A 7,118-nucleotide genomic window follows, 5' to 3' on the forward strand; every position below is an offset into this window, starting at 1 on the left:
AAACATAACTACACCACCTAGGAAAAATCCTCAATCAAAAAACAAACCCAACACTACTCACATAAGATCTATACATATTATCTCATAGCGATTACTCTGAATCCTTTGTTGTAACGATAGGGGATGTTTCGGTTTCGTCATCCGCGTACGGATCGGGATAGCCCAGTTCAGCAAGCAACTCGCGTTCCAGTGCTTCCATTTCTTCGGCTTCTTCGTCATCTATATGGTCGTAACCGAGCAGATGCAAGCAGCCGTGAATGACCAGATGCGCCCAATGGGCCTTTAGTTCCTTGCCTTGTTCGGCAGCTTCGCGCTCGACCACCGCCACGCAGATCACCAGATCGCCGAGCAGCGGGATGTCGAGAAACTCGTCAGGCACGTCTGCCGGAAACGACAGGACGTTGGTCGCGTAATCTTTTTGCCGCCAGGTGTGATTCAGCTCGCGGCCTTCTTCCTCGTCGACCAGACGAATGGTCATTTCCGAGTCGGCGGTGCGCTGGCGCAGGGCCAGTTCGCACCACAGGCGGAAGTCGGCTTCACTCGGCGCGGACGCTTCGGTCGCGATTTGCAGGTCTAGCTCAAGCATCGCGGCGGCTGTCCTTCGGGGTTTCGTCGGCTACGCGATTCTCGAAGCGCTCGTAGGCTTCGACGATGCGTTGCACCAAAGGATGGCGCACCACGTCTTTGGGCATGAAGTGAGTAAAGCTGATGCCCGGCACGTCTTTGAGCACTTCGATGACATGGTGCAGGCCGGACTTGGTGCCCTTTGGCAGGTCGACCTGGGTGATGTCGCCGGTGATCACCGCCGTAGAGCCGAAACCGATCCGGGTCAGGAACATTTTCATCTGCTCGACGGTGGTGTTCTGGCTTTCGTCGAGAATGATGAAGCTGTTGTTCAGCGTGCGACCGCGCATATAAGCCAGCGGCGCGACTTCGATCACTTGCCGTTCGATCAGCTTGGCCACGTATTCGAAACCGAGCATCTCGTAGAGCGCATCGTAGAGCGGGCGCAGGTACGGGTCGATCTTCTGCGACAGGTCGCCGGGCAGGAAGCCGAGTTTTTCACCCGCTTCAACCGCCGGACGCACCAGCAGGATGCGACGGATCTGCTCGCGTTCCAGAGCATCGACAGCGCACGCCACGGCCAGATAGGTCTTGCCGGTACCGGCCGGACCAATGCCGAAGTTGATGTCGTTACCGAGGATTTCCTTCACGTAGCGCAGCTGATTCAAGCCGCGTGGGCGAATCATGCCTTTCTTGGTGCGCAGGGCGACGGAGGCTTCGGCGGGGGCATGGTTATCCAGTTCGACGACGGCCGATTCCTGCAGGAACAGGTGCACCGTATCTGGCGACAGCTCTGAACCCTTGGTTTCCCGGTACAGGCGTCTAATCAGATTTTCCGCAGAAGTGGTGTGCTGGGGATCGCCGATCAGTTCGAACTGATTACCGCGGTTGCGGATTTCGATAGTCAGGCGCTGTTCGATCAAGCGCAGATGCTCGTCGAATTGCCCGCACAGATTGGCGAAGCGGCGAGCCTCAAAGGGCTCGAGAATAAAACGATGTGGTTCTATGGGTGCGTTCAAGGTCGTATTTAGCCGCCCTGGGGCAATTAAGATGAAATCAAGGATAACGCCAGAGGCGTGGGTGCGAAAGCTCTTAAATGGATGAACTCAATCTCAAGACCCATGCAGTTCATTGTGGGAGCTGGCTTGCCAGCGATGAGGCCATCAAGTCCGGCAAAGATGTTGCCTGTTACTCCGCTATCGCTGGCAAGCCAGCTCCCACATGATCTTCACTGTTATCAAGATTTGTTACTGAACCAACGACCCACGCAGCGAATGCGGTTGTGCCGCGTCGATGTGCACGTCGGCGAACTGGCCGATCAGGGTTGGAGTGTCGCAGCGGAAGTTGACGATTCGATTATTCTCGGTGCGCCCTTGCAGCTCGCCCGGATCTTTTTTCGAGTAGTCGGTCACCAGAATGCGCTGGATCGAACCGACCATTTGTCGGCTGATCTCGAAACCTTGTTGGTTCAAGCGGTGCTGAAGCGCGTTCAGACGCTCTTTTTTCAGTTCTTCCGGCGTCTCGTCGGCCAGATCGGCTGCGGGTGTGCCCGGGCGCTGGCTGTAAACGAACGAATAGGAGAAGTCGAATCCGACGTCGGCAATCAGCTTCATGGTCTGTTCGAAGTCTTTCTCGGTCTCGCCGGGGAAACCGACGATGAAGTCCGAGCTGATGCTGATCCCCGGCACTGCCGCACGCAGTTTGCGCAGCTTGGATTTGTACTCAAGGGCTGTGTGGTTACGTTTCATCGCCGCGAGAATCCGGTCCGAACCCGATTGCACCGGCAAGTGCAGATGCTTGACCAGTTCCGGCACTTCAGCGTGGGCCTGGATCAGGCTGTCGGAGAACTCCAGCGGGTGCGAAGTGGTGTAGCGAATGCGGTCGATGCCATCGACGGCGGCCACGACGCGGATCAGTTCAGCCAGATCGGCCAGGCGTCCGTCATGGGTCAGGCCGCGATAGCCGTTGACGTTCTGCCCGAGCAGGGTCACTTCACGCACGCCGTTTTCGGCGAGGTGGATGATCTCGGCGAGCACGTCGTCGAACGGCCGGCTGACTTCTTCACCACGGGTGTAGGGCACCACACAGAACGTGCAGTATTTGCTGCAACCTTCCATCACCGACACGTACGCGCTCGGGCCGTCGATACGCGGCTCGGGCAAGTGGTCGAATTTTTCGATTTCCGGGAACGACACGTCAACCTGCGGCAGCTTGGTGAGGCGTGCGGCGTCGATCATTTCCGGCAGGCGGTGCAGGGTCTGTGGGCCGAAGACCACGTCGACGTACGGTGCGCGATCACGAATCGCCGCCCCTTCCTGGCTGGCCACGCAACCGCCGACGGCGATTACCATCTCCGGGTTGGCCAGTTTCAGCTCGCGCCAGCGGCCGAGCTGGGAATACACCCGGTCCTGGGCGCGTTCGCGGATCGAGCAGGTGTTGAGCAGAATCACGTCCGCGTCTTCCGCGCGAGCGGTGACTTCCAGGGCCTGATGTTCGCCCAGCAGATCGACCATGCGCGAGCTGTCGTACTCGTTCATCTGGCAACCGTGGGTTTCGATGTAAAGCTTCTTGGCCATGGAATAGGGTCGTCACGTGGTTCAAAGAACCGCGCATTATAGGGAACATGTCCTCAGGTTCCTACCGCTGTGCGTCCGGAGGCTATGCTATAGTTCGCGCCCTCATTTTTATCCCCGATGTTATCCGCCCGCCATGACCAAACGCGAAGCTCCAATCTACAAGGTGATTTTCCTCAACCAGGGCCAGGTGTTCGAAATGTACGCCAAGCAGATCTATCAAAGTGATCTGTGGGGCTTTCTGGAAGTGGAAGAGTTCGTCTTTGGCGAGCGCACGCAAGTGGTCGTCGATCCGAGCGAAGAGAAGCTCAAGGCGCAGTTCGAAGGCGTGGTGCGCAGCTTTGTGCCGATGCATTCGATTGTGCGCATCGATGAAGTCGAGCGTCTGGGCACCCCGAAAATCAGCGAAGCCCGCGGCGCGGTCGGCAATGTGATGCCGTTCCCGGTGCCGATGCCTGAGAAGTAAAACTCAAGACCGCGTCGCTCCTATCGCGCGCAGGCTCACTCCTACAGTAGATCTTCAGTGTGCTGGAGATCTACTGTAGGAGTGAGCCTGCTCGCGATAGGGCCAACAAGTCGGCGAAGAAATCAGGGCAGTGGCGAAAACGGCGTACGCCCATCGGCGCTTTGCAGTTCCATCAGGTATTTACGGAAAATTTGCCCGAGCACCTGAGTGGCGGTTTCGAGATCTTCGCGGGACATTTTTTCGGAGACTTCGTCGGCGGTGTCCAGCGCATCTTCGGCGCCGTTGACCGCGGCCATCTTCAGCACGATATACGCCTGAATGTTGTTGGCCTGTACGCCCTCACCATGGAAAAACATGGTGCCGAGCTTGAACTGTGCCTGAGCGTGGCCTTGCAACGAGGCCTTTTCGAAGTAGCTCAGGGCTTGATTGAGGTCGCGCGGCGCGCTTTTACCGTCGTAGTAGAACTCACCCAACTCGTATTGCGCTTGCGCATCCCCTTCGTCCGCAGCCTTTTGGCAGGCGGCAAGTGCCTGCGTGACGTCTTGCGGCTGAGTATTGAGGGTGCAACGACCCATCGCCGGGATCAACAACGAGTTGCCGCCTGCTTGTGCATGCGCGAGCAGGGGCTGAAGGAGCAACAGGCAGCCCAAGGCAAGGGTGCGGCCGGTGCGGTTCATGGGAATCGACTTACCTCTGAAGGGCACGCGGACCCATCGAGGGATCCAATAAGCGCGCATTATGAAATAAGCAGGGCCATCCTTACAAAGTCTTTACTCGTTTTTCTGCTGCGCGGGGAATATATCGCCCACTTTAGGATGATATTTAGCAGATGCGTCGGAAAAAACCTGTGGGTGTAGGTGAATGCTGACGCCGGCAATAGCCAACGTCAGCGGTACGGCGGATTACTTCAGTGCGGCGAAGGCGCGTTCGGCAGTATCCAGAGTCAATTTCAGCTCGGCTTCGCCATGGGCGATCGAGGTGAAACCGGCTTCGAAGGCGCTCGGTGCCAGGTACACGCCACCTTCCAGCATCAAGTGGAAGAAGCGCCCGAACAGCGCAGCATCGCTGGCCATCACATCTTCGAAGGTAACGATGTCGTCGGCGCCACTGAAGTACAGGCCGAACATGCCGCCCGCCTGAGTAGTCACGAACGGAATGCCTGCGGCGTCAGCACGTTGTTGCAGGCCATCGAGCAGGCGAGTGGTGTAGTCAGTCAGCTCGGCATGGAAACCCGGACGGCTGATCAGGCGCAGAGTTGTCAAACCAGCGGCCATCGCCAGCGGGTTACCCGACAGCGTACCGGCCTGATACACCGGGCCCAGCGGCGCGATGCGTTCCATGATTTCACGCTTGCCACCGAAGCAGCCGACCGGCATGCCGCCACCGATGATCTTGCCGAAGGTGGTCAGATCCGGGTTCACGCCGTAGTACGCCTGAGCACCGCCGAGGGCGACACGGAAACCGGTCATCACTTCGTCGAAAATCAGCACCACACCGTGCTTGTCGCACAGGGTGCGCAAACCTTCGAGGAAACCCGGTGCTGGTGGCACGCAGTTCATGTTGCCGGCGACCGGCTCGACGATGATGCACGCGACTTCTTCGCCGACTTCGGCGAGCATTTTTTCAACGGCATCGATGTCGTTGAACGGCAGGGTCAGGGTGTGTTTGGCAAACGCCGCCGGTACGCCGGCCGAGCTTGGCACGCCTTGGGTCAGTGCGCCGGAGCCAGCCTTGACCAGCAGGCTGTCGGAGTGACCGTGGTAGCAGCCTTCGAACTTGATGATGCTGTCGCGACCGGTGAAACCACGGGCCAGACGGATTGCGCTCATGGTCGCTTCGGTGCCGGAGCTGACCATGCGCACCATGTCCATCGATGGCACCAGCGAGCAGACCAGATCGGCCATCTCGGTTTCCATCGCGGTCGGGGCGCCGTAAGACAGACCGTGCTGCAGCTGATTGCGCACTGCGTCCAGCACGTCCGGATGGCTGTGGCCGAGGATCATCGGCCCCCAGGAACCGACGTAATCGACATAACGCTTGTCGTCTTCGTCGGTGACGTAGGCGCCTTCGGCGTGTTTGAAGAACAACGGTGTGCCACCAACGCTCTTGAACGCGCGAACCGGCGAGTTCACGCCACCAGGGATGTGTTTCTGGGCATTGGCAAACAGGGTTTCGGAACGAGACATGATCGGGCTCTCAAAAATCAGGATTTGAACAATTCATTGAATGCGCGGGCGCGGCGCGTCACTTCGGCGGTGCTTTCGGCGCCGAACAGGCCATGCACCACGGCCAGCAGATCAACACCGTGGGCCAGTAGCGGCGGGGCGTTGTCGAGGGTGATGCCGCCAATCGCGCAGATCGGTAGATGCAGCGTGCGTTTGGCCTCGTCGAGCAGATCGAGACTGCAAGTCGGCGCACCGGGTTTGGTGTTGGAATTGAAGAAGCGACCGAAGGCGACATAACTCGCGCCTTCTTTGGTGGCTTGCTGCGCCAGCTCCAGTTGGGCGTGGCAAGTCGAGCCGATGATCGCTTTCGAACCGAGCAAGGCGCGGGTCGGCGACAACGGGCCGTCGGTCTGGCCAAGGTGCACGCCGACGTTCAGGCGGGCGGCCAGTTCGGCGTCATCGTTGATGATAAGTTGCGTCTTGTAACGCTCGCACAGATCGCGCAGCGCTTCGGCCTCGCGCAGACGGCGGGCCTCGTCGCTGCTCTTGTCGCGATATTGCAGCAGGGTGACGCCGCCTTCCAGCGCCGCCTCCACATAAGGCAGAAACTTGCCGGCCAGCAATTCACTGTCGGTGATGGCATACAGGCCACGGAGTTTCATCAGGCAGACCTCACGACGTTACGAGCAGAAATCCAGCGGCAAGCGGCGCGGCACGAACTGGCCTTTGCCTAGCTGTTCGGCGTCACGCAGGGTGCGCCAGGTGTAATTCAGTGCACTGCGTACGGCGCTGGCGAGGTTTTCACCCTGGGCCAGACGACCGGCCAAAGCGCTGGCCAAAGTGCAGCCGGAGCCGTGATAACTGCCCGGCAAACGCTGGCAAGTGAAGGTTTCACGCAGACCGTCGCGGCTGTACAAGCGGTTATGGATTTCAGTTTCGTCGCCGTGGCCACCGGTGATCAGCAGGTTTTTGACGAACGGCAGGAGTTTTTCAGCGCATTCGTCGGCGGTGCCTTCAGGCAGTTCGGCGAGGATGCGTGCTTCAGGAAGGTTAGGGGTGGCAATGATCGACAGGGGCAGCAGGCGTTCGCGCATGGCGTAGCCGACTTCGTCCTTGCCCAGGCGTCCGCCGCCACCGGCACGCAGCACCGGGTCGCAGACCACTGGCAAGTGCGGGTGCGCGGTCAGCAGCTCGACGACGGTCTCGACCATCTCCAGCGAACCGAGCATGCCCAGTTTGACTGCCGCGACTTCGGAATCGTTGAGTACGGCATTGGCCTGGGCCAGTACCCACTCACGGTCGAGGACGCGGAAGTCAGTGACGTTGACGGTGTCTTGCACGGTCAGGGCG

General features: G+C 59.2%; 8 protein-coding genes. 1 reads left to right on the forward strand and 7 read right to left on the reverse strand.

The features are described from left to right. Positions 1 to 91: 91 nt before the first annotated feature. From ybeY to miaB, 3 genes are all read right to left on the reverse strand, one after another. Positions 92 to 586, reverse strand: coding sequence for an rRNA maturation RNase YbeY (ybeY, locus tag ACIOZM_RS13180; RefSeq protein WP_401214255.1), 495 nt, complete (start codon positions 584 to 586; stop codon positions 92 to 94). Next, a complete protein-coding gene (locus ACIOZM_RS13185) occupies positions 579 to 1,583 on the reverse strand; it encodes a PhoH family protein (protein ID WP_401214258.1) in 1,005 nt (334 codons plus the stop codon). Before ACIOZM_RS13185 ends, ybeY begins: the two co-directional genes overlap by 8 nt. A gap of 228 nt (positions 1,584 to 1,811) precedes the next feature. Beyond that, complete coding sequence (gene miaB, locus ACIOZM_RS13190; RefSeq protein ID WP_401214260.1) at positions 1,812 to 3,140, reverse strand: tRNA (N6-isopentenyl adenosine(37)-C2)-methylthiotransferase MiaB; 1,329 nt, start codon at positions 3,138 to 3,140, stop codon at positions 1,812 to 1,814. 133 nt (positions 3,141 to 3,273) lie between these two features. Between miaB and ACIOZM_RS13195 the strand changes: the two genes are divergently transcribed. Beyond that, positions 3,274 to 3,603 carry a DUF1820 family protein gene (locus ACIOZM_RS13195; RefSeq protein ID WP_077045543.1) on the forward strand — a complete coding sequence of 110 codons (330 nt, stop codon included), beginning with the start codon at positions 3,274 to 3,276 and terminating at the stop codon, positions 3,601 to 3,603. A 122-nt stretch (positions 3,604 to 3,725) separates the two neighbouring features. Here the strand turns inward: ACIOZM_RS13195 and ACIOZM_RS13200 are convergent, their stop codons facing one another. From ACIOZM_RS13200 to ACIOZM_RS13215, 4 genes are all read right to left on the reverse strand, one after another. Continuing rightward, positions 3,726 to 4,280: a tetratricopeptide repeat protein gene (locus tag ACIOZM_RS13200; protein ID WP_401214263.1), complete on the reverse strand. Its 555-nt coding sequence runs from the start codon at positions 4,278 to 4,280 to the stop codon at positions 3,726 to 3,728. A 225-nt stretch (positions 4,281 to 4,505) separates the two neighbouring features. Continuing rightward, positions 4,506 to 5,789, reverse strand: a complete 1,284-nt coding sequence (gene hemL / locus ACIOZM_RS13205; protein ID WP_401214266.1) for a glutamate-1-semialdehyde 2,1-aminomutase — start codon at positions 5,787 to 5,789, stop codon at positions 4,506 to 4,508. Between the two features lie 17 nt (positions 5,790 to 5,806). Further along, positions 5,807 to 6,430 carry a thiamine phosphate synthase gene (gene thiE, locus ACIOZM_RS13210; protein WP_401214269.1) on the reverse strand — a complete coding sequence of 208 codons (624 nt, stop codon included), beginning with the start codon at positions 6,428 to 6,430 and terminating at the stop codon, positions 5,807 to 5,809. Between the two features lie 18 nt (positions 6,431 to 6,448). Further along, a partial coding sequence (locus ACIOZM_RS13215) for a bifunctional hydroxymethylpyrimidine kinase/phosphomethylpyrimidine kinase (protein WP_401214271.1) occupies positions 6,449 to 7,118 on the reverse strand: 670 nt, incomplete at its 5' end.

Source organism: Pseudomonas sp. NPDC087346, from assembly GCF_044744235.1.
Lineage (GTDB): Bacteria > Pseudomonadota > Gammaproteobacteria > Pseudomonadales > Pseudomonadaceae > Aquipseudomonas.

Excerpts from the sequence above, each read along its gene's own strand:
- ybeY (WP_401214255.1), bottom strand. The coding sequence starts at position 586 with ATGCTTGAGCTAGACCTGCAAATCGCGACCGAAGCGTCCGCGCCGAGT.
- miaB (WP_401214260.1), bottom strand. The coding sequence starts at position 3,140 with ATGGCCAAGAAGCTTTACATCGAAACCCACGGTTGCCAGATGAACGAG.
- ACIOZM_RS13195 (WP_077045543.1), top strand. The coding sequence starts at position 3,274 with ATGACCAAACGCGAAGCTCCAATCTACAAGGTGATTTTCCTCAACCAG.
- ACIOZM_RS13200 (WP_401214263.1), bottom strand. The coding sequence starts at position 4,280 with ATGAACCGCACCGGCCGCACCCTTGCCTTGGGCTGCCTGTTGCTCCTT.
- hemL (WP_401214266.1), bottom strand. The coding sequence starts at position 5,789 with ATGTCTCGTTCCGAAACCCTGTTTGCCAATGCCCAGAAACACATCCCT.
- thiE (WP_401214269.1), bottom strand. The coding sequence starts at position 6,430 with ATGAAACTCCGTGGCCTGTATGCCATCACCGACAGTGAATTGCTGGCC.